The 24,242-nt window shown below is 65.8% G+C and carries 20 protein-coding genes and 3 tRNA genes; 15 read left to right on the forward strand and 8 right to left on the reverse strand.

Annotated features, from left to right (window positions below; all coding sequences use genetic code 11):
• The first annotated feature begins 9 nt into the window (after nt 1-9).
• The 6 genes from CSQ85_RS06300 (at nt 10) to CSQ85_RS06325 (ending at nt 7,321) form a co-directional block, all read left to right on the forward strand.
• On the forward strand, nt 10-1,011 hold the full coding sequence (locus CSQ85_RS06300) for an NAD(P)H-dependent glycerol-3-phosphate dehydrogenase (RefSeq protein WP_150383348.1): 1,002 nt from the start codon (nt 10-12) through the stop codon (nt 1,009-1,011).
• Nucleotides 1,012-1,229: 218 nt separating this feature from the next.
• Nucleotides 1,230-2,351, forward strand: a complete 1,122-nt coding sequence (locus tag CSQ85_RS06305) for a D-alanine--D-alanine ligase family protein (protein WP_150383349.1) — start codon at nt 1,230-1,232, stop codon at nt 2,349-2,351.
• Between the two features lie 688 nt (nt 2,352-3,039).
• Nucleotides 3,040-4,209 carry an ABC transporter substrate-binding protein gene (locus tag CSQ85_RS06310; RefSeq protein WP_150383350.1) on the forward strand — a complete coding sequence of 390 codons (1,170 nt, stop codon included), beginning with the start codon at nt 3,040-3,042 and terminating at the stop codon, nt 4,207-4,209.
• A 57-nt stretch (nt 4,210-4,266) separates the two neighbouring features.
• Nucleotides 4,267-5,196, forward strand: a complete 930-nt coding sequence (locus CSQ85_RS06315) for an ABC transporter permease (protein ID WP_107042450.1) — start codon at nt 4,267-4,269, stop codon at nt 5,194-5,196.
• Entirely contained in the window at nt 5,187-6,062 is an 876-nt protein-coding gene (locus CSQ85_RS06320; RefSeq protein ID WP_223846876.1) for an ABC transporter permease subunit, read from the forward strand. Before CSQ85_RS06315 ends, CSQ85_RS06320 begins: the two co-directional genes overlap by 10 nt.
• Nucleotides 6,063-6,067: 5 nt before the next feature.
• Entirely contained in the window at nt 6,068-7,321 is a 1,254-nt protein-coding gene (locus CSQ85_RS06325) for an ABC transporter ATP-binding protein (protein WP_150383351.1), read from the forward strand.
• A 234-nt stretch (nt 7,322-7,555) separates the two neighbouring features.
• On the opposite strand, the gene CSQ85_RS06330 is transcribed toward CSQ85_RS06325, so the two are convergent.
• From CSQ85_RS06330 to CSQ85_RS06350, 5 genes are all read right to left on the reverse strand, one after another.
• Nucleotides 7,556-8,023 (reverse strand): hypothetical protein, encoded by a 468-nt coding sequence (locus CSQ85_RS06330; RefSeq protein WP_150383352.1) that lies wholly within the window; start codon nt 8,021-8,023, stop codon nt 7,556-7,558.
• A 208-nt stretch (nt 8,024-8,231) separates the two neighbouring features.
• Entirely contained in the window at nt 8,232-9,023 is a 792-nt protein-coding gene (locus CSQ85_RS06335) for a mechanosensitive ion channel family protein (protein WP_150383353.1), read from the reverse strand.
• A gap of 171 nt (nt 9,024-9,194) precedes the next feature.
• Nucleotides 9,195-10,733, reverse strand: coding sequence for an aspartate ammonia-lyase (locus tag CSQ85_RS06340; protein WP_150383354.1), 1,539 nt, complete (start codon nt 10,731-10,733; stop codon nt 9,195-9,197).
• 69 nt (nt 10,734-10,802) lie between these two features.
• Nucleotides 10,803-11,444, reverse strand: coding sequence for a TetR/AcrR family transcriptional regulator (locus tag CSQ85_RS06345; RefSeq protein WP_150383355.1), 642 nt, complete (start codon nt 11,442-11,444; stop codon nt 10,803-10,805).
• Between the two features lie 136 nt (nt 11,445-11,580).
• Nucleotides 11,581-12,837: a DUF2974 domain-containing protein gene (locus CSQ85_RS06350; protein ID WP_150383356.1), complete on the reverse strand. Its 1,257-nt coding sequence runs from the start codon at nt 12,835-12,837 to the stop codon at nt 11,581-11,583.
• A 293-nt stretch (nt 12,838-13,130) separates the two neighbouring features.
• Between CSQ85_RS06350 and CSQ85_RS06355 the strand changes: the two genes are divergently transcribed.
• The 3 genes from CSQ85_RS06355 (at nt 13,131) to CSQ85_RS06365 (ending at nt 13,442) form a co-directional block, all read left to right on the forward strand.
• Nucleotides 13,131-13,203: transfer RNA gene (locus CSQ85_RS06355), tRNA-Gly, on the forward strand.
• A gap of 34 nt (nt 13,204-13,237) precedes the next feature.
• Nucleotides 13,238-13,309: transfer RNA gene (locus CSQ85_RS06360), tRNA-Val, on the forward strand.
• Nucleotides 13,310-13,369: 60 nt separating this feature from the next.
• Nucleotides 13,370-13,442, forward strand: a tRNA-Val gene (locus CSQ85_RS06365).
• 455 nt (nt 13,443-13,897) lie between these two features.
• Here CSQ85_RS06365 and CSQ85_RS06370 read toward each other — a convergent pair.
• A complete protein-coding gene (locus CSQ85_RS06370) occupies nt 13,898-15,265 on the reverse strand; it encodes an amino acid permease (protein ID WP_223846881.1) in 1,368 nt (455 codons plus the stop codon).
• 373 nt (nt 15,266-15,638) lie between these two features.
• On the opposite strand from CSQ85_RS06370, the gene CSQ85_RS06375 reads away from it, so the two are divergent.
• Nucleotides 15,639-16,520, forward strand: a complete 882-nt coding sequence (locus CSQ85_RS06375; RefSeq protein WP_150383358.1) for an alpha/beta hydrolase — start codon at nt 15,639-15,641, stop codon at nt 16,518-16,520.
• Between the two features lie 23 nt (nt 16,521-16,543).
• On the opposite strand, the gene CSQ85_RS06380 is transcribed toward CSQ85_RS06375, so the two are convergent.
• Nucleotides 16,544-16,744, reverse strand: coding sequence for a hypothetical protein (locus CSQ85_RS06380; RefSeq protein WP_150383359.1), 201 nt, complete (start codon nt 16,742-16,744; stop codon nt 16,544-16,546).
• Between the two features lie 149 nt (nt 16,745-16,893).
• On the opposite strand from CSQ85_RS06380, the gene CSQ85_RS06385 reads away from it, so the two are divergent.
• The 3 genes from CSQ85_RS06385 to CSQ85_RS06395 all read left to right on the forward strand — a co-directional run bounded on the left by CSQ85_RS06385 (nt 16,894) and on the right by CSQ85_RS06395 (nt 19,884).
• Nucleotides 16,894-17,595, forward strand: coding sequence for a response regulator transcription factor (locus tag CSQ85_RS06385; RefSeq protein WP_190972923.1), 702 nt, complete (start codon nt 16,894-16,896; stop codon nt 17,593-17,595).
• Nucleotides 17,592-18,902 carry a sensor histidine kinase gene (locus CSQ85_RS06390; RefSeq protein ID WP_150383361.1) on the forward strand — a complete coding sequence of 437 codons (1,311 nt, stop codon included), beginning with the start codon at nt 17,592-17,594 and terminating at the stop codon, nt 18,900-18,902. Before CSQ85_RS06385 ends, CSQ85_RS06390 begins: the two co-directional genes overlap by 4 nt.
• Before the next feature lie 70 nt (nt 18,903-18,972).
• A complete protein-coding gene (locus tag CSQ85_RS06395; protein WP_150383362.1) occupies nt 18,973-19,884 on the forward strand; it encodes a biotin--[acetyl-CoA-carboxylase] ligase in 912 nt (303 codons plus the stop codon).
• 7 nt (nt 19,885-19,891) lie between these two features.
• On the opposite strand, the gene CSQ85_RS06400 is transcribed toward CSQ85_RS06395, so the two are convergent.
• Entirely contained in the window at nt 19,892-20,524 is a 633-nt protein-coding gene (locus CSQ85_RS06400; protein ID WP_150383363.1) for a biotin transporter BioY, read from the reverse strand.
• Nucleotides 20,525-20,669: 145 nt separating this feature from the next.
• On the opposite strand from CSQ85_RS06400, the gene CSQ85_RS06405 reads away from it, so the two are divergent.
• Nucleotides 20,670-22,589, forward strand: coding sequence for an acetyl/propionyl/methylcrotonyl-CoA carboxylase subunit alpha (locus CSQ85_RS06405; RefSeq protein ID WP_150383364.1), 1,920 nt, complete (start codon nt 20,670-20,672; stop codon nt 22,587-22,589).
• Nucleotides 22,586-24,211, forward strand: coding sequence for an acyl-CoA carboxylase subunit beta (locus CSQ85_RS06410; RefSeq protein WP_150383365.1), 1,626 nt, complete (start codon nt 22,586-22,588; stop codon nt 24,209-24,211). Before CSQ85_RS06405 ends, CSQ85_RS06410 begins: the two co-directional genes overlap by 4 nt.
• Nucleotides 24,212-24,242 lie beyond the last annotated feature (31 nt).

Raw genomic sequence — 24,242 nt, forward strand, 5'->3', positions numbered from 1 at the left:
TAAGGAGCAATGGATATGAGAATCACGGTATTGGGCGCGGGCGCATGGGGTACCGCTTTCGGCCAGGTGCTGGCCGACGCCGGCAACAAGGTGACGATGTGGGCGCGCGAACCCGAAATCGTCGAAGGCATCCACGAACGCCACTGCAACGAGGTGCGACTGCCGTTCATCAAGCATCTGCCCGACTCGATCGACGCCACCGGTGACAAGGCCGAAGCCGTCAAGGACGCCGAAATCGTCGTCGTCGCGATCGCCGCGCAGTTCGCCCGCGTCGCGCTCGAGGATTTCAAGGGGCTCATCCCCGACGACGCGATCGTCGTCAGCCTCATGAAGGGCATCGAACGCGGCACCAACAAGCGCATGGACGAGGTCGTGCGCGAAACCCTCGACCTGCCCGCCGAACGCTTCGCCGCCATCTCCGGGCCGAACCTGTCCAAGGAGATCGCGTTGCGCCAGCCGTCCGCCACCGTCGTCGGCTGCGAGAACATCGACAACGCGACCAAGGTCGCCGAAGCCTGCACCACCGACTACTTCAAGCCGTTCGTCACCACCGACGTCATCGGACTGGAGATGTGCGGCTCGCTCAAGAACGTCGTCGCGCTCGCCGTCGGCATGGCCCGCGGCGCCGGATACGGCGAGAACACGGCCGCGATGATCGAGACGCGAGGCCTCGCCGAACTGACCGCGCTCGGCCAGGCCGCCGGCGCCGACCCGAAGACCTTCGCCGGACTCGCCGGCGTGGGCGATCTCATCGCCACCTGCGGATCGCCCCTGAGCCGCAACTACACGTTCGGCTCGAACCTCGGCAAGGGATTGAGCAAGGAGGAGGCCACCCGCGTGAGCAACGGCGTCGCCGAAGGCGTGCCCACCACCGGGGCCGTCGTCGAACTCGGCGACCGACTCGGCGTGCCCACGCCGCTCGCCTACGCGATGAGCCGCGTCCTCGACGAGGGCATCTCTTGCGCCGACATGCTCTCCCAGCTGTTCGGACGCGAGATCACCGCCGAGTGAGGCCCGCGCGCCATCGACGTGAAACCGTCGCCGGGTAATCTGTGGAGAAACCTCGCGTCCGCTGGACCGTCGTCCCCTGACGGACGATAATCGACGACGGACAGAAACGGGCAGAAACGGGCCGGGCAACCGGGCAACCGTAATCGACAACGGGCGGGCGACACCGACCGGCCGATCCGGCGCGAGGCCGGAAGGCGACGAAAGGAACGACAAGGAACATGGCCAAGAAGCGCATCGTGGTGCTGTACGGCGGCAGGGCCGACGAACATTCGATCTCCTGCATCTCCACGGCCGGCGTGCTGGGCGCGCTCGACACCGACAGGTTCGAGGCGATTCCGGTCGGCATCACCAAGGACGGCAAGTGGATCGTCGACGGCGAGGACCCGCGCGGCTGGAACCTCGACGGCGGCGCGCTGCCGGTCGTCGAAAAGATCGCTGGCGCGCGCGACGTCGTGCTCGACGTGGCTCTGGGACAGGACGGCTTCTTCGCGCGCAACGCCGACGGCACACTCGAATCGCTCGGCCACATCGACGCCGTGTTCCCCGTGTTGCACGGGCCGTACGGCGAGGACGGCACCGTACAGGGCCTGCTCGAGATGATGAACGTGCCGTACGTCGGATGCGGCGTGTTCGCCTCCGCCGCCTGCATGGACAAGCACTACACGAAGGTCGTGCTCGGCGCCGCCGGCATCCCCACCGCGCCCGGCGTCATGGTCGACGCGCGCACCGTCAAGCCCGCCGATGCCCTGGCGAAAGTCGAGCAGGCGGAACTCACGTACCCGCTGTTCGTCAAGCCGTCGCGCGCCGGCTCCAGCTTCGGCGTGACCAAGGTCGAGGAAGCGCGCACGCGCGAGGAACAGATCGAGAAGCTGGGGTCGGCCATCGCCGAAGCCGGCAAGCACGACTGGAAGGTCCTCATCGAACAGGGCATCGACGGCCGCGAGATCGAATGCGCCGTGCTGTGCGCGCATCCGGGCGACGACCCCGAAGCCAGCTGGCCGGGTGAGATCGTCCTCGACCACAACGACGACGACCAGTTCTACGACTTCGACTCCAAGTACATGGACGCCACCGCCAGCCATGTCGAAGTGCCGGCCAACCTGCCCGTCAGCGTCCTCGAGGACGTGCGCGACGTGGCCCGCCGCGCGTTCGTCGCGGTCGACGGCGCCGGCCTGAGCCGCGTCGACACGTTCGTGCAGCCCGACGGCTCCGTGATGGTCAACGAGATCAACACGATGCCCGGATTCACGCCGATCTCCATGTACCCCAAGGCGTGGGACGCCACCGGCGTGAGCTACACCGAGCTGATCACGCGCCTCATCGAAGGGGTGCTGCGCTAGCGTTTCGCGCTGACCCTTTACCGCTCTTTATCGGGTGACCGCGAGGGGCGGCGATATTCTATTCTGGACACGCTCCGGGCCGCTCTGGCCAAGTCTTTACGGTCCAAAACAGAATATCGCCGCCCCTCGCTCCGTTGAGTGGGGACGTCGCGAAACGTAGCGGGGGAGCGGAAGCGGCGGGAATGTCACGTAACGTTTGTGCGTAACGGAGCGGAAGCGGCATGAACGTAACGTTTGTGCGTAACGGAGCGGGGGATGGCGATTCTCTGTCTTGGACCGTAAAGACTTGGCCCATTGCGCTGCGCGCAATCGTCGCAGCATAGCTGCTCCCCTCGCCTACGGACAGTTCACTGGACTGTCCGCTTCACGGCTCAGCCCGGAGCGTGTCCATGATAGAGAATCCTCATCCCCCGCGGCCACCGCTGGAACTGAAACTGGGAATAGCGCTGAAGGCTGGCGGCAGCAAAGTCCTCACGGAAAAGTGACGAAAACGACGTAGCTGTCATATTTCACTTGTAGTTTCCTGAAATTCATCGAAGCGTTGCGCAAGGTCGCGCGATGTTCACCGTCAGGCCGGTGTCACGACAGATAGCGGCCGTAACTTTCTGCCTTGGAATTATGGGCCGCGTGAATACAGCGCGAATGAAAGCCCCGACTCCCTAGAGGTTAGTTGAGTAAAGAGGAACATATGAAGAACCTGCGTAAGCTTGCGGCTGGCGCCATCGCCGCCGTGCTCGCGTTCTCGATGGCCGCCTGCGGCTCGAGCAGCGCCTCCTCCAACGGCGACTCCCAGCAGCCCGCCGGCAAGTCCGTCACCGTCGACCAGAAGTCCGCCAAGGCCACCTCCCTGTCCGACTTCGGCACCATGGACGACCTCGTCGCCGCCGCGGAGAAGGAAGGCGCCCTGAACGTGATCGCCCTGCCGCACGACTGGTCCAACTACGGCGAGGTCATCTCCACCTTCAAGAAGAAGTACCCGAAGATCAAGGTCACCGAGCTCAACCCGAACGCCTCCTCCAAGGAGGAGCTCGACGCCGCCAAGACCAACAAGGGCACCGACGCCGCGCCGGACGTCTTCGATGTCGGCCAGCAGATCGCCGCCACCTCCACCGACGCCTTCGCCCCGTACAAGGTGCAGGCCTGGGACAAGATCCCGGATGAGAACAAGGACGCCAACGGCGCCTACTACGCCGACTACACCGGCATCATGTCGATCGGCTGGAACAAGGACAAGTACGGCGACATCAACAAGCTCGAGGACCTCCTCGACCCGAAGTTCGCCGGCACCGTCGCCCTCAACGGCAAGCCCGCCGAGGCCGGCGCCGCCTTCAACGGCTACCTGATGATCAACCAGCTGGCCGGCGGCGACATCAACAACCTCCAGCCCGGCCTCGACTTCTTCAAGAAGCTCAAGGACGCCGGCAACCTCACCACCGTCGACGTGACCAACGGCACCATCGACTCCGGCCAGACCGGTGTCGTCATGGACTGGACCTACAACCAGGCCTCCTACAAGAAGGAGCTGAAGTCCAAGGGCGTCAACTGGGAGTACAAGACCTTCCCGAAGGCCCAGGTCGTCAGCTACTACAACCAGGCCATCAACGTGGACGCCCCGCACCCGGCGGCCGCCCGCCTGTGGGAGGAGTACCTGTACTCCGCCGAAGCCCAGAACCTGTGGTTCAAGGGCGGAGCCAACCCGGTCCTGCTCTCCTCCATGAAGGAGGACGGCACCGTCGATCAGGACACCCTGAAGGACGCCATCACCATCGAAGGCAAGCCGGTCTCCTACACCAACGATGACGCCACCCGCATCACCGACTGGCTCCAGAACAACTGGGACAAGACGATCGGCAACTGATCCGCGGGCAATCGCAGATCACCGATCATCACTGATCACACGCGAGACGCAATCACCATGACTGCCGCAATCGCACAGAACGGGTCCGCCGCCAAGCCGGCGGGCCCTTCCGCTACTTCTTCATCGTCCGCCATCGCGCGGCATCGCAAGGAACTGGGCACCTTCGCGGTGACCATCCCGTTCTTCGCGTACACGGCGTGCTTCCTGCTCGCCCCCACCGTGATCGTCATCATCGGCGCGTTCCAGACGCGTGACGGCGGCTTCACGCTCGCGAACTTCAACAAGCTCTTCGAGGCGAACACCGTCTCCGCGTTCGTCACGTCGATCCTCGTGTCCATCGCCTCGTCGGTGATCGGCGCCGTGGTCGGCGGCCTCGCCTCCTACGCGCTCGTCATCGGCTCCAAGCCGAACGGCCTGCTGCGCCGCATGGTCTCCGCGATCTCGTCCGTGCTCGCCCAGTTCGGCGGCGTCATGCTCGCGTTCGCGTTCATCGCGACGATCGGCATCAACGGCATCGGCACGATGCTCATCAAGACCGTGACCGGACTGACCGTCAACCCGAACTGGCTGAGCTCCCTGCCGGGCCTCGTGACCGTGTACTGCTACTTCCAGATCCCGCTGATGATCATCATCTTCCTGCCCGCGGTCGATTCGATCCGCCCGCAGTGGCGTGAGGCCTGCGAGTCGCTCGGCGGCAACACGTTCCAGTACTGGACGCGTGTGGCCCTGCCGATCCTCGCCCCCCGATTCATCTCCGCGTTCCTGCTGCTGTTCGCCTCCGCGTTCTCCGCGTACGCGACGGCCGCCGCCCTGTTCTCCCAGCGCTCGATCCTCGTGCCGCTGATGATCCAGGGCGCGATGCGCAACGAGATGGACCCCAACCAGCAGGGCTTCGCCCAGGTGCTGGCATTCGCGATGATCATCGTCGTGGCCATCGTCATGCTGTTGAGCCACGCCGTGGAAAAGAGGGCCGGACGTTGGCAGTGAAATCAAACGAAACGCTTCAGCCGACCGGTCCCAAGCCGCCGCAGCTGCGCGCCGCGCGCATCCGCAAGCAGAGCGTCATCAAGTTCGTGATCCTGTTCGTCACGCTCGCGTTCCTGTTCGTGCCGCTGATCTCGATGCTCGTCTTCACTCTGCGTCACCCGCTGTCCGGACGCTGGTCCGCCGCGCCGTGGATCGCGATCTTCACCGGCAACGGCGAATCGCTCGGCGCCGACCTGACTGTGCTGTGGCAGGGCCTCGGCGCCTCGCTCGGCCTGTGCCTCGTGACCGTCGTCCTCATGCTGCTGCTCATGGTGCCGACCATGGTGATCGTGCACATCCGCTCCAAGGCGCTGGAACGCGCGATCGAATGGGTCGCGACCCTGCCGCTGACGATCCCCGCGATCGTGCTCGTCGTCGGCCTCGGCCCGATCTACCGCTGGCTGAGCTCCCAGGTGTTCGACACCAACCCGATCTGGCTGTGCTTCGCGTACGTCGTGCTCGTCATGCCGTTCGCCTTCCGCGCCATCGCCGTCGGCCTCAATTCGATCGACGTGAAGACCCTTGTCGAGGCGTCCCGTTCGCTCGGCGCCTCCTGGCCGAAGGTGTTCTTCCGCGTGATCATCCCGAACCTGTGGCAGTCGATCCTGTCCGCCAGCTTCATCTCCATCGCCGTCGTGCTCGGCGAATACACCGTGGCTTCGCTGCTCGGCCGCATGAACCTGCAGGTCGCGCTCTACCAGCTCGGCCAGTCCAACTCTCAGATCTCCACCGCCATGTCGCTGCTCGCGCTGCTGTTCGGCGTGGTGCTGCTGGTCGCGCTCGACTTGATCTCCGAGCGCATGGCCAAATCCAAGGAAGGCAAGTAACTCCCATGTCTCTCGCAGAACAGAACGTCTCCGGCGCATCCGCCGGTGTGCCGGCCGCTTCGGCCGCGCAGTCCGAGGACGCGTTCAAGAACGATCCGACCGCCACGCTCGAAGGCGTCAAGGGCAAGGATGTGACCAAGGCCGCCAAGGCCCTGCTCAAGGATTCCACCACCCGCGGCGGCGGCATCCAGATGCAGGACGTCGTCAAGATCTACCCGGGCGCCTCCACCCGCGCGCTCGACGACTTCAACCTCGACATCAAGCCCGGCGAGATGGTCGTGCTCCTCGGCGGCTCCGGTTGCGGCAAGTCCACCGCGCTGCGCTCCCTCGCGGGCCTCGAGGACATCCAGGGCGGCCGCATCCTCGTCGGCGGTCAGGACGTCACCGGCGTGCCGGTCAACAAGCGCGAGATGGCCATGGTGTTCCAGGCCTACTCGCTGTTCCCGCACATGACCGCCGTCGAAAACGTCGAGTTCGGTCTCGAGGTGCGTGGCGTCGGCAAGGACCAGCGTCGCAAGATCGCGATGGAGCAGCTCGAGCTCGTCGGTCTCGCCGATCAGGCCACCAAGTACACCCAGCAGATGTCCGGCGGCCAGCAGCAGCGCGTGGCCTTGGCCCGCGCCCTCGCGATCAAGCCGCGCGTGCTCCTGCTCGACGAGCCGCTCTCCGCCCTCGACGCGAAGGTGCGCGTGCAGCTGCGCGACGAGATCCGCCGCATCCAGCTCAACACCGGCACTACCACCGTGTTCGTCACCCACGATCAGGAGGAGGCGCTGGCCGTCGCCGACCGCATCGGCGTCATGAACCACGGCCGCATCGAGCAGATCGCCGCTCCGCAGGACCTCTACCAGCGTCCCGCCACCGAATACGTGGCGACGTTCATCGGTCTGACCAACCGCCTGCCCGGCGTTTCCAACGGCGACGAGGCGGTCGTGTTCGGCCAGCGCGTGCCGCTGCTGCCGAACTCCCGCAAGGGCGATCTGGTCACGGTGCTCGTGCGCCCGGAGAACCTGACGCTCGTGCGCGCCGGCGAATCCACCTCCAAGGTGGGCGAGCACGCCCGCGTCGAGGTGATCCACTTCCTCGGCGCCGTCGCGCGCGTCGACTGCGAGATCTCCACCGGCGAATACCAGCACTGGAACAAGGGCGAGCAGCTCAAGGTCACCGTGCAGCTGCCGGCGAACGAGCTGCCGGCCGGGCTCGTGCCCGGGGACGAGGTCGTCGTCGCGCCTCGCCCGGTGGCGGCGCTGGCCTGCTGACGGCGGTTTCTACCTGCCAACCGGTTCCGGTTTGTTCGGTTCCGGCGGTGACCGCGGGGGGATGGCGATTCTCTGTTCGGGACACACTCAAGGCCGTTCGGCCAAGCCTACGGTCCCGAACAGAGAATCGCCATCCCCCGCTCGTTTTATCGGGGATGTTGCGTCCGGTTACCGTTGGATGTGAGTTGCTCTGGTGGGTTGCGGACGGTATGGAGACTGTTGGCGTCCGGTTGGTTAGGGACGAGGGGTGCTGGCGGGGGTTGGACGCAGGTCGTGGAGTCGGGCGGTGAAGAGGGCCGCCGTGACTAGGCCGAGGGCGCTCAGGAGGGCGGCGGAGGTGAGGATCGTGAAGTGCATGAGTCCGGTCGTGGCCCAGAAGACGACGAACGCGACCAGCATGTAGCCCGTCAGGGCGAGCAGGGTGGTTCGGGTGATGCGCAGGCGCGTCGTCAGGGACCTGTCGCTCATGCGGGTGATGGGTGCGCAGCAGATGGCGACGGTTTCGACCTCGACGACGAGGAGCAGGATCGTGCCGATGATGATCGAGGCGGTGATGAACGGCTGGATGAATGCGATTTCCGGCCAGTTGCGGAATCCCTCGGCGACTGTCTCGTGGATCACGGCGACGGCGAGCAGTGTGATGAGAGCGGCGGCGAATTGCAGGATACCGACGAGAGCCTTGCGGACGGTTGCGGATTCCATGGCGGTTCCTTTCGACAGGAATCTCGTAAATTGATATAAGCATATCGTATTTCGATATCGTATTTCGATATGCTTGGCATCGAAAAAATGCCGGGATGATGTCCCGGCATCGCGTGTGGGTTCTGGACCCACTACCTTTCAGGCAACCTCTCAGACCCGCGTTGCAGGCCAGCTTGTCCGCGAGTGAAGCGACGCTACAAGCTACGCGTCACTCGGAGATGCCGCCGTCGGTGACGAGGTAGTCGGCGGAGGCGAGGGCGCGGGCGGCCTTGTCCTTGACGGTCGAGAGGAACACGCCTTCGCGGGCGAACAGGAGGATCTGGCCTTCGGTGCCGTAGGGCGAGAATCCGGTGAACTTGACCAGTGGAGGATTGTCCGGCTGGGTGAGGTCCGCGGTGGCCTCGGTCACGCGCTTGAGCATGTCGCGGCTCACGGCCTCCGGATCGCTGCCGCCCTTGACCGTGAACGGCACGGAGACGGATCCTTCGGATGCGGCCGTGAGTTTGGTCAGCGACGCCGTGTTGAGCACCGAGTTCGGAATCACCATGCGATCGCCCGAACGGGTTTCGATCACCGTGTGACGCCAGGTGATGTCCACGACCGTGCCGGTCACGCCTTGGATGGTGATCGGATCTCCGGGCTGGATCACGCGCCCGACCATCAGCCCGAAACCGCCGATCACGTTCGCGATCGTGTCCTTCAGTCCGAAGGAGAGCGCGACACCACCGACGCCGAGCGCGGTGACCAGCGTCGTCGGATCGATGCCGAACACTGGCTTGAGCACCATGCCCGCGGCGAGGCACCACAGCACCACACGGATCAGGTTGACGAAGATCGACGCGCTCGGGATCGGCACCTGCGAATTGCCGAGGATCTTGCGCACCACACGCCGTAGCACGCGGTCCGCGATCGCCGCCACGACCAGTACGATCAGCAGCCAGATCAGCTTGCTCGCGTTCGCGTGGAACCAAGCCACCATCATCTCATTGAAATCAGTCATACGCCCACCATAACCGGGCAAACCGGCGACAGACGCGCACCGCCCGAAGAAATGCTGTGAAGAACGCGGAACGTGGAGTGGGATTTCCTGTTCAGGACACACTCAAGGCCGTTCGGCCAAGCCTACGGTCCCGAACAGGAAATCCCACTCCACGCGGTCGCAGGATAATCCTCACTCCTGATGCTCGCGGCAGGTCTGGCCGAGGCCGCGGGCGAGGCGGATCGGATCGAGGATCTTGTCGAGCTGGTCCGCGGGCAGATCGGTCTGCTCGCCGGCGATCTCGCGCACCGTGCGACCGGTGCGCACCGCCTCGGCGGCGATCGCCGAACCCTTCTCGTAGCCGATGTAGTGGTTGAGCGCGGCCGCGATCGACGGCGACGTCTCCGCGTGCGCGCGTCCGATCTCGGTGTGCACGACGATGCCTTCGACGCAGTTGACGCGGAACGTGTCCATCGCGTTGGTGAGCAGCGCCATGCCGGAGAGGATCTCGTGCACCATCACCGGGTCGAAGGCGTTCAACTGCAGCTGGCCTTCGGCGACGGCCCAGTTGACGGTCACGTCCATGCCGAACACCATGAAGCAGCACTGGTTGACGCACTCCGGGATCACCGGGTTGACCTTCGCGGGCATGATGCTCGAACCCGCCTGACGCGCCGGCACGTCGAGGTCGTTGAAGCCGGCGCGCGGGCCGGAGTTGAGCAGTCGCAGATCGTCGGCCGCCTTCTTCAGGTGCACGGCGAGGTTCTTGAGCGCGGCGGAGGTCGCCACGTACGCGCCCATGTCGGTCATCGCGGCCACCGGGTCGGGCGCGGCCGTGATCGGCAGACCGGTGATGCGCGCCAGATGCTCGGTGGCGGACTTGCGGAAGCGCAGATCGGCGCAGATGCCGGTGCCGATCGCGGTGGCGCCGAGGTTCAGCTGCGCGAGCTGCGGCACGAGCCGTTCGAAGCCGGCCAGATCGGACTTGAGCAGCGTCGCGAAGGCGTGGAACTCCTGGCCGAAGGTCATCGGCACGGCGTCCTGCAGCTGCGTGCGGCCGATCGTCACGTCGTTGATGTGCTTGTCGGCGAGATCGTGGAACGCCTGCGCGAGTCGCTTCGTCGACTCGGCGAGCGGGTGGATCGCGTCGATCAGCGCGAGCTTGCAGGCCGCCGGATACGTGTCGTTGGTCGACTGCGACTCGTTGACGTCGTCGTTCGGATGGATGTACGCGTAGTCGCCGCGCCTGTGGCCGGCGAGTTCGAGCGCGCGGTTGGCGATCACCTCGTTCATGTTCATGTTCGACGAGGTGCCGGCGCCGCCCTGCATCACATCCACCGGGAATTGGTCGGCGAGTTTGCCGGCTTCGATCTCGAGGCACGCCTCGCGGATGAGCCGCGCCTTGTCCTTGTCGAGGATGCCCAGTTCCTCGTTCGCGCTCGCGCAGGCGCGCTTGACCGTCGCGAACGCGCGGATCAGCTCCGGATGCGACGAGTCGGCGATGCCGGAGACCGGGAAGTTGCTGATCGCGCGCTGCGTGTGGATGCCCCAGTACACGTCGTCCGGCACAGGCAGTTCGCCGATGCAGTCGTGTTCGATGCGGGTGCGGTGCTCGCCGCCGAGCGCGGCGCCGGTCGTCTTGTCGGCCAGTTGCGCGGTGTAGGGCGCGGAAGTCGCGGTTGTCGCGGATGCCGTGGCCTTGGGATCGATGTTCGAATCGTTGTTCGTCATACTTCCCATCATCCCGTGCGGCGGCGCGAAACGCCATGCTGATCGTGTGATTCGGCTCTGTGAGAAAGGTTACTGCTGCTTGTTGAAGATGCGATTCCAGTAGTCGAGCATGTTCTCCTTGGACATCGACAGGTAGATGCCGAGGGCGAGCACGGCGATGTCCTCGTTGAGCAGGTCCTTGATCGAGGCCGACTGGCGCAGCTCGGGCCAGCGTCGCAGCACCGTGAGCAGACCGCCGACGGTGAAATCGAGCATCAGATCGGTTTTGAGGTCGATGTGCTCCGGGTCGAGCTCGAGCATCTCCATCAGCGACAGGCGTTCGAAGTCACGCAGCGATTCGACCAGTTCGGGGGAGCTGTGCGGGCCGGCGAGCATCGCGAGGCGGTTGAGTCGCTCGCGTTCGCGCGGCGTGCTGATGAACTGGGTGACGTGCTTGCGCCACTGCTCCTTGATGTCGACGCCGTTGCCGGGGTTCGGCGGCACCTCCTGCATCAGCGGGGAGGTCTTGATCTCCGCGAGGATCGCGGCGTCGGCCAGCTCCGGCAGCCCGGAGAAGTGGTAGTAGAACGAGTTGCGGTTCACCTGTGCCTTGCGCACGACGTCGGTGACGGTGATGCGCCGGTATTCGCGATCCGCGAGCAGCTCCCAGAACGCGTCCTCCATGCGCTGCTTGGCGGGCGGGATGTTCGAGTCCCTGCGTGGACGTGGCATGATGACGGCCTCCCTTTCGCGTGATTGGCGTCGCGTGGTATCGGTGGTATTGATTTATTGGACATGCTGTTGAGACGACTTGTTTGGACAGTATAACCAATAAGGTGACATGTTGGAAGGGGTGGGCCGGGTGCGGCTACCGCTTGCTGTTGCGAGCGATCGTGGCCTTGACGAGGATCGCGACAGCCTCCAACAGGTGCTTGCGGTCCTGCGCGGACAGGCCCAGCATCGACCCGATCATCGCGGGGATCGAACCGGGGAAGCCGGCGATCACCTCGGAGAACGTCGTCGCGCCGTTCGCGTGCAACACCGCGAACAGGGCGTCCACCGCCCGTTCGCGCTGCTCGACCGTCAGCCCCTGCATCCAGTTGTTCAGCGACTCGTTGAACAACTGGGAGCTTGCCGACAGATCCGGCTCCGAGACGAAATGATCGCCCTCCACCTGCCAGGAGAACGTGAAATGCTGCATGATGCCGTCCGAATCGGACGTGACCACACGGCACGGCTCCGGCGTCTCGAAGATCTGCCCGACGATCGACGAACTCGGCACGATCTTCGTCACCTTCGGCTGGATGTCGAGATACTGGCGTGACGTGACCACGTTCGGCGGGAATCCCGGACCGTCGAGCGAATAGACGTGACGGATGCGGCTCTGCACCTGGTCGGTCGCGTTCATCGCCGCGTACACCGCCAGATTGCCGCCCTTCGAATGGCCGGTCAGGACGATGTTCCCACGCCACAGGCGGGCCACCATGTCGAGGTACGCGCTCGCCGCCCGCTGTGCCGGCACCGGGTACTGGAAGGCCATGTTGAAGTCCTCCTTCCAGCCGATGAGCGAGTCGTCGGTGCCCCGGAAGGAGATGACCAGCGTGCCGCCGCGCGTCGGGTCCTTGACGCGCGGTTTGCCGTTCCAGCCGCGGCCGTCGGGCAGCATGAACGTCATCGCGGCGAACTGCGTCTGCTCGCCGGGGTTCACATGCTCGACCGCCGCGCCGAGGTGTGTGGCGGCGAATCGCGGCGAATCGGCCACGGCGTCGAAGAAGTCGTGCGTCCTGTTCGGATCGACCAGACCGACCATCTGCGTGTCGAGGTCGTCGGCCTCAGTGCCCTCGCCGTCGTGCAACGACGCCTTCGCCTCGGCGAGCGTGACCGAGTCGAACGGCTCGCGCACGAGCCCCTTGAGCCACGCCCACGGGTGATCCGGCTCGAAGGCGCGCAATCTGGCGGGGAAGGAGGTCTCGCGATCCTCGTCGAGCGTGATCGTGGGGGAGAAGGCGGTCACGTCCTCGTAGGAGAGCGAGGAGAAGACGAGGGCGTCGATCTCGTTGAACGGCGCGTCCGGGTCGGTGAACGGCCGTCGTTCCGTCTTGACGTAGTCGAACACGTTGGTCATGGACGCGCCTCCTTTCGGGCTTCGCCTCAATACTAGTCGGGGAGGGGCGGCTTGCCTCTCGGATAAAACCGCGGGTTTCGTGTGATATTCGGCGGATACCGGGGGATTGTGCGGTTGTCCCGGAGTGACGGAGGGTGCCGCCGTGCCCGAGAAGGGGGTCTCGGGGGTCGGTCTGGGGATCTGCTTGTGGTCGGCGGGGAATCGCCCGAAAACCGGCGCGACACGCCGAGGATGCGAGGTGGTGGAATGTCGTGTATATTATCCCCCTGTTGCTTCGCTTCGAGCGTTGCACTGCGGACATAGCTTAGTTGGTAAAGCGCAACCTTGCCAAGGTTGAGACCGCGGGTTCGAGTCCCGTTGTCCGCTCTCGGAAAGCCGGTTTCGGCTGGATGAATGACCCGGGCGGTTGGCGCAGTGGTAGCGCACTTCCCTGACACGGAAGGGGTCACAAGTTCGAATCTTGTATCGCCCACTCGAAAACGGCCGGCAGGTGACTGCCGGTTTTGTTTTTGTGGCTGATAATTGCAGATTCGGGCGATTGGCGCAGCGGCTAGCGCACTTCGTTCACACCGAAGGGGTCGTAGGTTCGATTCCTACATCGCCCACCCGAACACAAACCCCGCCTGAGTACAGGCGGGGTTTGTCGTATCCGGGCTTATCGGCCCGGCCGTTCGTACGCTGACTGATCCTCACGGTACGTTTCCCCGGACTTTCTCGTCACCCTTCCGGGAGAACGTACGCTGACTGATCCTCACGGTACGTTTCCCCGGACTTTCTCGTCACCCTTCCGGGGGAACGTACGCTGACTGATCCTCACGGTACGTTCTTCCGGACCTTTTCGTCGTCTTTCCGGGGGAACGTACACTGGCGGTCCCCTACAGTACGTTCCTCCGGAAACCATACGGAATACTCCGGAGGAACGTACTGTAGGTGGGGTTGGTGTTAGTCGTGGTTCGGGGGTTGGTTGTTGTTGGGATGGGTTGGGGTGGTTGTTGGTTGGTGTGGATATGGGTTGGGCGTAGTGGGGGTTGGTCGGATGTGGTCCCGGATTGGCTCCGGATCAGTGGAGGTCCGGGGGTGGAACGGGATGCCGTTGGCGCCACCACCGCTGGACGAAGTAGGCGGCGTAGCACACGATGATGAAGACGATCTCGGCGCCGAGGGCGAACCGTTGCTCCTTGTCGAAGAAGACCAGGAGGAACGAGGCGGTGCACAGGATGAACGCGCCCCACGAGGTGTACGGGTAGCCCGGCGTCGCGTACTTGAGCTCCTTGACCGTGTGACCCGAGGCGATCCAGCGCTTGCGGAACACGATCTGGCAGTACGCGATCGCGATCCACACCACCACGGCGGACAGGCCGGAGAGCGCCACCAACACCAGATACACGGTCGAGGCCGCGATCACCGAGCTCAACAGGGCCAGAAGTCCTCCGGCCATCGCCGCGCACAGGGCCAGCATCGGCACGCCGTGGCGGTTCGTCTTGGCGAACCAGCGGGGGATCATGCCCTCGTTGCCCATCGACCACACCATGCGCGTGGAGGCGTACAGGCCCGAGTTCGACGCGGACAGCACGGCCGTCAGCACCACGAAGTTCATGATGTCGGCTGCGTACGGGATGCCGATCGAGTTGAACACGAGCACGAATGGGCTTTCGCCCACGCCAGCCTCGCGCCACGGGATCAGCGCGCACATCACGGTGATCGAGCCGATGAAGAACAGGACCAGACGCCACAATGTCGTGTGGATCGCCTTCGGCACGGCGGTCTCCGGATCGCGCGTCTCGCCGGCGGTCACGCCGATCAGCTCGGTGCCGGAGAAGGCGAAGTTGACGGTGAGGATCGTCGCGAACACCGGCATGAAGCCGTTGGGGAAGATGCCGTCCTTGACGAGGTTGCCGAACAGGGGCGCGTGGTCGTAGCCGGAGATCGGCACCGCGCCGAAGATCGCCAAGAGGCCGATGAGGATGAACGCGCAGATCGCGAACACCTTGATCGAGGCGAACAGGAACTCCGCCTCGGCGAAGAATCTCACCGAAAGGGCGTTGGCGACGAAGATCAATACGATGCATGCCGCCGACCATATCCAGGTGGGCGTATGCGGGAACCATCGTTGCATGAGCAGACCCGCGGCGGTGAACTCCGATCCCAAGGCCACCGTCCAGGTGAGCCAGTACTGGATCGCGATGACGAATCCGGTGCCCGGCCCGATGAACTTTTCGGCGTAGACGTGGAACGAGCCGGTCACCGGCATCGCCACGGACAGCTCGCCGAGCGTGAGCATCACCAGATACACGATGACGGCGCCGATGCCGTACGCGAGGATCGTGCCGATCGGGCCCGCCTGCTGGATCGTGTAGCCGGAGCTCAGGAACAGGCCGGTGCCGATCACGCCGCCGAGCGAGATCATCTGGAGGTGTCGCGACTCCATGCCGCGTTTGAGGTTGGTGTGCAGGGCGTGCTTGGTGTTGGTGTTGGTGGTGTTGTCGTTGGTGTGGTCGGCGTCGTCGCTGCCGCCGACCGTCGTATGTGCGGTCGTCGCGTCGTCGTCGGACGGGGGCGCGGGTTCGGGGCGTTTCCTCATGTCGGTGTCGGTCTTGATCATGCTCTCTCTCGATCGATGATGGTCGTTGTCATGTGCTGCTTCCTCATATGCGGCCGCCGCCCGAGATTGCCCGGAGCTGTCCGGAACGGAAACGGCGGGTGTCCGCGAAAAGGCCGCGAACAGTATACGCGCGGGGTCCGCATTTCGGGCGGGCGCGCGTTGGACGATCACGGTTACGATGGAAGGCGAGGAGGCATATATGCAGTACATCGAGCGGACGATCACCGGCATCGACGGCAGCGAGGCGCGGTTCACCGGATACGTGGCGGACAACAGTCGGGAGATGGACCCCGCACGGCGTCGGGCGTCCATCCTGATCCTGCCCGGCGGTGCGTACGCGATGACCTCCGATCGTGAGGCCGAGCCGGTGGCGCTCAGGTTCCTCGGACGCGGGTTCAACGTGTTCATCCTGCGGTATTCGGTCCGTCCGAGCCGCTATCCGGTGGCGCTGGTCGAGGCGGGTGAGGCAATGCGCCTCATCCGAGATCACGCCGACGAATGGCATGTGGGCCCGCGGCGCGTGGCGGTGCTGGGATTCTCGGCCGGCGGTCATCTGGCGGCGAACCTCGCCACCGCGGCTGGCGACGACGACCTTCGCGCGCACGGTCTGGACCCGGACGAGGTCCGTCCGGACGCGCTGATGCTGGCCTATCCGGTGATCACCTCCGGTCCGATGGCCCATCGCGGCAGTTTCCGCTGCCTGTTGGGCGACGCGGCGGGGGATGCGGATGACGCGGAGTCGTCGGCGATGCTGGAGCGCCTGTCGATCGAACGGCACATCGACGCGAAGACGCCGCCGGTATTCGTCTGGCACACGATGACCGACGCCACCGTGCCGGTGGAGAACACGCTCATGCTCGTCCAAGCCTGTCACGCCGCCGGCGTGAGCGTCGAGGCGCACCTCTTCCCCGAGGGCAGTCACGGGCTGTCATTGGGCGACGAGGAGACTGCGGGCGCCGGCAAATACGCCAACGTCGTCCCGTGCGTGCAATGCTGGCCACGTCTGGCGGAGGACTGGCTGCGCCGCACCTTCGCGGACGCGCCCGGTCATAGGCCGGCTCGGGTGCCGGCGGATCGGTGACGGATCGATGACGGGTCTATGAATCAGAACATCGGATCCCGCGGGCGTCCTTCCGCGTCGTTGAATTGATCCGACATCCCGGCTTCGGTGCGGCTGTTGTGCGCGGCGAAGACGGGCATCTCCCAATGCAGGTACTGTATGTAGTCGAGCACCGGCACGGCGGCGAGACCGCCGATGAGCAGGACGATGAATCCCGCGATCTTGGCCATGTGTCGTGCGTTCATGATGCCGTCTCCCGTCGTCGTTCGCGATTGGCCGCGATTCCGTGCTGTCACCACCATTGTGAACCGGCCGATCCCGCCCGCCAAGACGCGGTAAAGGGATCGTTTACTTCGATTAGGGGATCATCGGCCGGCTCCCTAGCATGGGCCTCATGAGCAACATCAGCCGTGCACCGGAATCATCGGAATCTCCCCGCGACGGGTCCTCGGGACCCGCGAGGTCCGCGAGCGCCATCGCCATCGGCTTGGTGGACAACGATCCGTATGCCCTGGCGTACCTTCGCGTGGCCATCGAACGGCTTGATCCGAGGTTCCATATGATCTGGGCGGTCTCCACCGGAGCCGCGGCGATCCACCGGTGCCTGCACACGCCGAAGCCGCCGGACGTGCTGGTGAGCGACATGTCGCTCACCGACATGACCGGGCCGGAGGTGTGCGCCGCCCTGCGCCGAGGCGGATCGACGATCGGCGTCGTCGGCATCACGGCCCTCGACCCGGAGTCGTTCGCCGACAGTCTGACGCGGGCCGGCGGCCAGGCGCTCGTCGCCAAGGAGAACATCCCGCGGATGCTTGGTCCCGCGATAGTCAAGGCGGCACAGGGCTGGAGTCGACCGGAGTCGTCCGACGGCCACGGTCAACCGGCCTTGGGCGTCGATCGTCTCGGCCGTCTCAGCGAACGCGAGCTGGCGGTCGCGAGACTGTACGGCAGGCATCTGACGACTGGGGAGATCGCGCGGGCGCTCGGCATCAGCGAATCCACCGTCCACGTGCACATGCACCACGCCATGAGGAAACTGGGAGTCGCCACGCGACAGGAGGTAATACGGATATGTCAGGTACAGCATCGCATATGACGTTCATGACGTCGTTGACGGGACTAATGAGGCTGTTCCGGCCGAGAACCGCGGCGGAGGGCGGGCTGGCCGATGGCCGTCCGCATCCGTTGCTGACGGTGGTGGCCGTGCTGATCGCGGTCGCCAATCTGGTCGATACGGGCAACCTCCTCATGAACGGGTGGTTCTCCCTCGACGATCCCCGATATGCGCTCATGGGTGTCTGCTCCCTCGTGGGCACGGCGTGCCTTGCGGTCGCGACGCCGTTCATCGGGTGGATGCCGTACCGTGCGGCGCGTGTCGTATGCGGGATATGGCTGGTCATGTCATGCTTGCCCGCGTCGCTGTTCACGTCGACGTGGACACTGATGCTCAACGTGCTGCTCGCCATCGTCGTGACCGCGCACGGGAACGTGCTGGCGGGACAGATCGCGTTCGATCTGTGCGTGCTGACGCCGCTGGTCACCGGGTCAATCGCGGACGTGGTGCATCCCGACTACCTGATGGTGGTGTTGTGTGCCTTTATCATGGTGTGTCTCAACGCCGTGATGGCGGTGATCGTGGCGGCGTCCGCGCGCCGTCGCCGTGAGCGTGACCAGTGGGAGCGTGATCAGCGGTTGCGTCGCGACCAGGTCGTTCATCAGCTACACGACGACGTGGCGAACCGGTTGAGTTACGTGCTGCTCCGGCTTCAGCGCGACGAACGCGATGATCGGGGTGGTCGTGATGGCGGTCGGCTTGATCGCGATCAGGAGATGGTTCAGGACGTGCGTGGCGCGCTGGACAGTACGCGGCGGGCGGTGCATGTGCTCTCGGGGAATGAGGGCGTGGATGTGGCGGGCGCCGGCGTCGGTGATCCGGCCGACCCGTCTGGAGCGTCTGGCGCGTCCGGCGGGTCCGTCTGTGGCGAAACGTCGTGGGATGTGTTGCGCGCCTTGGTGACGACCGAGACCGCGCGGCTCGAGCGGATCGGTTTCACTGGCGCCGTGGTGATGCCGCAGAGCGTGCCGGCCGGTCTGGAACGCGCGGATCTGACGGTGGTGGCGTCCTTCCTCAAGGAGTGTTTCGCGAACATCGCCAAGCACGCCGATCCCGAACGGGGCTATGCGTTGGCCGTTTCGGGGCGCGCGGAGGGCGTCGTCGTGTCACTGGCGGATACGCCGAAGCGGGCTGGCGCGCACGGCGCCGACCGTGATCGTCCGGCCGAAGGGGCTTCCACCGGACGGGGGCTCGCCTACTACCGTGATTTCGCGGAACGCCGTGGCGGCTCGCTCACCATCGAGGAGGACGCCGGGAACTGGTCCCTGACCGCGCTCTTCCCCTGTTGACGGGTTGTTTTCTGGTCGACTGCGTCCAGTGGCTTTGACGCATCGGACATGTGGGCGTATGGTGAAGACTATGATGTCATTGCTGAAGGTCGCAGCGCCGCGACTGGAAAGAACGAGATCGGTCGCGGACATGGTTGTCTCGGTGGCCGACATGGATTCGACTCATGCGGGGGCGCGACGCATGGTCGAACGCGGCGAAATCGTCGTGAACGTGGGCGAGTCCGGGGAACTGGCCTCGGACCATCTGCCGATCACCGTGATCGCCGCTGACTACCTGAGCAACGCGCTGGTGCGGTTCGGCCGGCCGTGGATCACGGTGCCCGGCAAATCGCTCACGGCGACGGCGGTCGTGCCGGTGCCGGCGCGGGTCGCGGACGACGAGCTGTTCAACGGATGGCTGGCGATGATCGGCGAACTCGCCGCGCTGGACGCGCTCGAGGGCGAGATCGACGCGTGCGGCGCCCGCCCGTACGACGAGGACTGCGGGTTCAAGCTGAAATGGCCGAACGACATCTACTGCCACGGACTCAAGATCGGCGGCACCGTGACCGAGGTGATGCCGTCGCCGTCCGGCGGCCCCGCGTCCGGCGCGTGGCGCGTGGTGGCGTTCAGCTTCGGTGCGAACCTGCTGGTGCCCGCCGACCACCTGCCCACGCCGCAGGCCACGTCGCTGCAGATGAACGTGGGTCCGTTGCCGGACATCGAGTCGTTGCGAGACGGCGTGCTCTCCCGGTTCGTCGAGTCGCTGCGCAGACGTCTGGAGACGTTCGTGGACTCGCCGATGGTCGAGGCCGGGCGGCTGCGTTCGGAGATGCGTCACGTCTGCTGGATGATGGGCCGTGAGATCGAGGCGCAGCTGATCGACGGGTCGGCCGTGCGCGGCGTGGTCGTCGCGCTGAACGACGACGCGTCGATCAACGTCGAGACGCCCGATGGCGTGACGCGAGCGTTGCTGGCGAGCGAGGTGGGATTGCTGCAGTAGGTCCGGCTCAGCGCAGACGCGCGAGACCGGCGGCCGCGAGGGAGGCGACGAACGCCTTGACGATGTCGCCGATGATGAAGCCCATCGACGCGACGGCCACGGCGGCGACCGGCAGGCCGGTCAGCGTCGACTGGATGAGGACGCCGAACGCGTAGACGACCACGACGCCGCCGAGGATCGCCGCGGCGAAGTAGCGCAGCGCGGTCAGGATCGATGCGGACTTGCCCTTGCCGCCCTTGCCGCGCAGCAGCGCGATCACGACGACGCCCGGCAGGAAGCCGAGCAGGAAGCCGGCGCTCGGGCCGACCAGCGCCATCGTCGAGGCGCCGCCGGCGAACACCGGCAGGCCGGCCGCGCCCGCGGCGAGGTAGGCGGCGACCGCCGCGCCGGCCTGACGCCAGGTGAGCATGAGGCCGGCGAGCATCACGACGAAGGTCTGCAGCGTGATCGGCACCGGCGTGCCGGGGATCGGGATCTGGCCGGCCGCGGCGGAGACCCACATGAGCACGGCGAACAGCGCCGGCTTCCATGAGACGGCGGCCGCGCGGCGGGCGACGGAGACGGCCTTGGGCTCGTCCGGCTTGACGGCGGTCTTGACGGACGTCTTGGCGGCTGTGGTGGTTTCGGGTGTGTTGGACATGATTTCCCCTTCTGCTTGGATGATTGCCACCGACGATAATCCCGCGAACCTACGGTGACGTTTGTGGAACGCGACAAAACTTCCGCGGTCGTTTTGTAGACATTTCGATTGAAAGCGTCAGTAATCGGGAGAACAATCTGACGATATGGGGCATATCGTCAAGAAACTGCTGATCGCCAACCGTGGTGAGATCGCCCTGCGCGTGGTGAGGACCGCGCGCGAGATGGGCATCGCCACGGTGGCCGTGTACGCCGAACAGGACCGCGACTCGCAATACGTCGACCTCGCGGACGAGGCGTACCTCCTGCCCGGCGACACCTATCAGGACACGTATCTCAACGAGGACCTGCTCGTCGACATCATCCACCGATCCGGCGCCGACGCGGTGCACCCGGGCTACGGGTTCCTCTCCGAGGTGCCGAGCTTCGCGCAGAAGGTCGAGGCGGCCGGCGCGATCTGGGTCGGGCCGCATCACACCGCGCTCGTCGACCTCGGCGACAAGATCACCGCCCGCAGGGTCGCCCTGCGAGCCAAGGTGCCGCCGGTGCCGGGCCTGTCGGAGTCGGTCAGGGACATCCGCACGCTGCTCGACTTCGCGCACACGCACGGCTACCCGATCATGATGAAGCGCACGGACGGCGGCGGCGGGCACGGCATCACCGTCGTGCGCGACGACGAGGAGCTGCGTCGCTTCTACACCAACCACGACGCGCTCGAGGGCGGCGACCTCGACGAGTACTTCATCGAGAAGTTCATCGATAAGGCGCGTCATGTCGAGACGCAGTCCGGCCGTGACAGCCACGGCAACTTCACCGTCTACTCGACGCGTGACTGCTCGCTGCAGCGGCGCAACCAGAAGCTCGTCGAGGAGGCGCCCGCGCCGTTCCTGCCCGAGAAGGTCACCGAGACGCTCAAGGAGTACTCGCGCCGCCTGTTCGAGACGGTCGGCTACACCGGCCTCGGCACCTGCGAGTTCATGGTGACGCCGAACGGCAAGGTCTACTTCCTCGAGGTCAATCCGCGACTCCAGGTCGAGCACACCGTCTCTGAGGAGGTCTGTGGCCTCGACCTCGTGCGCGAGCAGCTCGTCATCGCCTCCGGCGGCGAGCTGACGCCCGCGCCCGAGCCGCGCGGCCACAGCTTCGAGCTGCGCATCACCTCCGAGGACCCGGCCACGAACCTGACACCGTCGGCCGGCACGCTGGAGCGCATCGTCTGGCCGTCCGGCCCCGGCGTGCGCATCGACACCGGCGTCGTCGAGGGCGACACCGTCTCGCCGAAGTTCGATTCGATGATGGGCAAGGTCGTCGTCACCGCGCAGAACCGCCTCGACGCGGTCGCACGCGTGCGCCGCGTGCTCGACGAGATGACGATCGAGGGCGTGCCCACTCCGATCCCGCTGTTCAAGAGGATCTTCCGCGACGACGCGTTCACCGCCGAACACGGCCACGCCTTCGACGTGAGCACGAAATGGCTGGAACGCACGTACCTGAACCGCGAGCCCGGCACCGTGGGCGCCGGCCAGCCCGCCTCGCTCGCCGCGGCGGCGGGGGCCGGCGCGGGGGCGGACGGCGAGAAGAAGGACGCCACCGAGACGTTCGTCATCGAGATGAACGACCAGCGCGTCAAGCTCACCGTGCCGGTCGACATCGTCGAGAGCCTGACCGGCGGGGCGCGCGTGCGCGGCGCGAACCGCCCGACGCAGCCGTTGCGCGGCGGCGGGTCGCACAGCGCCGGACCCGCGCGCGGCGCGATCGACGACGGCGCGAAGTCGGGCGTCATCGCCTCGCCGATGCAGGCGGTCGTCACGCGCATCAACGTCGCGGCCGGCCAGCAGGTGGCGAAGGGCGACCTGCTCGTCGTGCTCGAGTCGATGAAGATGGAGAACTACGTGTACGCGCCGGCCGCCGGCACGGTCACCAAGATCTTCGTCGGTCCCGCCGATGGCGTGGAGGCCGGCGACACGTTGGTCACGCTGGACGTGGTTGGGGCGTCCGGCTCGGCCAAGGGTGGCTCGGCCAAGGGCGACGCCGCCAAGCCGCAGGGTGAGGAGGCCGCGAAATGACCGACATCATGAACAGCCCCGCCGTGCGCGACGCCGTGAAACAACCCGTGGAACAGGGGTCGGGTGAGGAACAGGGCGGCCAGCCGCTGCGCGCCGCCGTGATCCGCGCCGCGCAGCTCGCCCGCGACGCCGAAAGCCGCGCGCGCGACAAGCAGCACGCCAAGCACAAGAAGACCGCGCGCGAGCGCCTCGACCTGCTGTTCGACACCGGCACCTTCGAGGAGATCGGCCGCTTCCAGGGCGGCAACATCAACGCCGGCAACGCCGGATCGGCCGTGATCTGCGGCTTCGGACTCGTCTACGGGCGCAAGGTCGCCGTCTACGCGCAGGACTTCTCCGTGCGCGGCGGCACGCTCGGCGCCGCGGAGGGCGAGAAGATCTGCCACCTGATGGACATGGCGATCAGCCTCAAGGTGCCGGTCGTCGCGATCGTCGACTCCGGCGGCGCGCGCATCCAGGAGGGCGTCGCCGCGCTCACCCAGTACGGGCGCATCTTCCGCAAGACGTGCGAGGCGAGCGGCTTCATCCCGCAGATCTCCCTTATCCTCGGCCCGTGCGCCGGCGGCGCCGTCTACTGCCCGGCCCTGACCGACCTCATCATCATGACGCGAGAGAACTCGAACATGTTCGTCACCGGCCCCGACGTCGTCAAGGCCGCGACCGGCGAGACCATCTCGATGGCCGATCTGGGCGGCGGCGACGTGCACAGCCGCAAGTCCGGCGTCGCCCACTACCTGGGCGAGGACGAGTCCGACGCGATCGACTACGCGCGCACCGTGCTCGCCTACCTGCCGTCCAACTCCGACGAGCAGCCGCCGGTCTACGCCTACGCCGCCACGCGCGCCGAACGCGAGACCGCCAAGCGTCTCGCCGGGATCGTCCCGGACAACGACCGCCAGCCCTACGACATGCTCGACGTGATCCGCTGCGTCGTCGACTACGGCGAGTTCGTGCAGGTGCATGAACGCTTCGCCGCCTCCGCGCTCGTCGGGTTCGCGTGCGTCGATGGGCATCCGGTCGGCGTGGTCGCCAACCAGCCGAACGTCAACGCCGGCATCCTCGACGTCGACGCCTCCGAGAAGATCGCCCGGTTCGTGCGCCTGTGCGACGCGTTCAACCTGCCGGTCATCACCCTCGTGGACACCCCCGGATACAAGCCCGGCGCCGAACAGGAGCACGCCGGCATCATCCGCCGCGGCGCCAAGGTGATCTACGCCTACGCCAACGCGCAGGTGCCGCTCGTCACCGTCGTGCTGCGCAAGGCGTTCGGCGGCGCGTACATCGTGATGGGGTCCAAGGCGATCGGCGCCGACATGAACTTCGCGTGGCCGTCCTCGCAGATCGCCGTGCTCGGCGCGGCCGGCGCGGTCAACATCATCCACCGCCACGACCTCGCCAAGGCGAAGGCCTCCGGGCAGGACGTCGAGGCGCTGCGCGCGAAGTACATCGCCGAATACGAGGAGACCACCGTCAACGCGAACCTCTCGCTCGAACTCGGGCAGATCGACGCGATGATCGACCCCGAGCAGACGCGCGAGGCGATCGTCGAATCGCTGGCGACGCTCGCCTCGAAGCGGCGCGTGAGGCGCACGACCAAGCACCACGGGAACCAGCCACTCTGATTCACCGCATAACGAAACGTAACCAACAGAC

The sequence above is a fragment of the Bifidobacterium rousetti genome (assembly GCF_008698235.1).
Classification (GTDB): domain Bacteria; phylum Actinomycetota; class Actinomycetes; order Actinomycetales; family Bifidobacteriaceae; genus Bifidobacterium; species Bifidobacterium rousetti.

Coding starts and splice junctions, on each gene's coding strand:
- CSQ85_RS06300 (WP_150383348.1), top strand. CDS start 10: ATGGATATGAGAATCACGGTATTGGGCGCGGGCGCATGGGGTACCGCT.
- CSQ85_RS06305 (WP_150383349.1), top strand. CDS start 1,230: ATGGCCAAGAAGCGCATCGTGGTGCTGTACGGCGGCAGGGCCGACGAA.
- CSQ85_RS06310 (WP_150383350.1), top strand. CDS start 3,040: ATGAAGAACCTGCGTAAGCTTGCGGCTGGCGCCATCGCCGCCGTGCTC.
- CSQ85_RS06315 (WP_107042450.1), top strand. CDS start 4,267: ATGACTGCCGCAATCGCACAGAACGGGTCCGCCGCCAAGCCGGCGGGC.
- CSQ85_RS06325 (WP_150383351.1), top strand. CDS start 6,068: ATGTCTCTCGCAGAACAGAACGTCTCCGGCGCATCCGCCGGTGTGCCG.
- CSQ85_RS06330 (WP_150383352.1), bottom strand. CDS start 8,023: ATGGAATCCGCAACCGTCCGCAAGGCTCTCGTCGGTATCCTGCAATTC.
- CSQ85_RS06335 (WP_150383353.1), bottom strand. CDS start 9,023: ATGACTGATTTCAATGAGATGATGGTGGCTTGGTTCCACGCGAACGCG.
- CSQ85_RS06340 (WP_150383354.1), bottom strand. CDS start 10,733: ATGACGAACAACGATTCGAACATCGATCCCAAGGCCACGGCATCCGCG.
- CSQ85_RS06345 (WP_150383355.1), bottom strand. CDS start 11,444: ATGCCACGTCCACGCAGGGACTCGAACATCCCGCCCGCCAAGCAGCGC.
- CSQ85_RS06350 (WP_150383356.1), bottom strand. CDS start 12,837: ATGACCAACGTGTTCGACTACGTCAAGACGGAACGACGGCCGTTCACC.
- CSQ85_RS06370 (WP_223846881.1), bottom strand. CDS start 15,265: ATGGAGTCGCGACACCTCCAGATGATCTCGCTCGGCGGCGTGATCGGC.
- CSQ85_RS06375 (WP_150383358.1), top strand. CDS start 15,639: ATGCAGTACATCGAGCGGACGATCACCGGCATCGACGGCAGCGAGGCG.
- CSQ85_RS06380 (WP_150383359.1), bottom strand. CDS start 16,744: ATGAACGCACGACACATGGCCAAGATCGCGGGATTCATCGTCCTGCTC.
- CSQ85_RS06385 (WP_190972923.1), top strand. CDS start 16,894: ATGAGCAACATCAGCCGTGCACCGGAATCATCGGAATCTCCCCGCGAC.
- CSQ85_RS06390 (WP_150383361.1), top strand. CDS start 17,592: ATGACGTTCATGACGTCGTTGACGGGACTAATGAGGCTGTTCCGGCCG.
- CSQ85_RS06395 (WP_150383362.1), top strand. CDS start 18,973: ATGATGTCATTGCTGAAGGTCGCAGCGCCGCGACTGGAAAGAACGAGA.
- CSQ85_RS06400 (WP_150383363.1), bottom strand. CDS start 20,524: ATGTCCAACACACCCGAAACCACCACAGCCGCCAAGACGTCCGTCAAG.
- CSQ85_RS06405 (WP_150383364.1), top strand. CDS start 20,670: ATGGGGCATATCGTCAAGAAACTGCTGATCGCCAACCGTGGTGAGATC.
- CSQ85_RS06410 (WP_150383365.1), top strand. CDS start 22,586: ATGACCGACATCATGAACAGCCCCGCCGTGCGCGACGCCGTGAAACAA.